General features: G+C 71.0%; 1 protein-coding gene. It reads right to left on the bottom strand.

Annotated elements, in window-relative coordinates; translation table 11 throughout:
• On the bottom strand, positions 1 to 231 hold a 231-nt coding region (locus ACM03V_RS34575; protein WP_414625329.1), incomplete at both ends, for a hypothetical protein.

Raw genomic sequence — 231 nt, forward strand, 5'->3', positions numbered from 1 at the left:
CCGAGGCGATCAGCATCAGCATCCGCTGGCGCAGATCAAAGCCGGTGATGATCTGGTCGTTGACCGTGGCCACGATGCCGTCGGCCAGCTGAAACTGGGGTTGGGTCGCGGTGTGCGGCGCAGGCGCAACCTCGGCGGCCGGATTCGGCGCGCCGGCGACTGCGCCAGGAGCGGGAGCCGTCTGACCGTAGGCCGAACCGGCGAGGAGGAACGCCGCGAGCGCAGCCCCCG

The organism is Calothrix sp. CCY 0018, from assembly GCF_963920925.1.
Lineage (GTDB): Bacteria > Cyanobacteriota > Cyanobacteriia > Cyanobacteriales > Nostocaceae > Rivularia.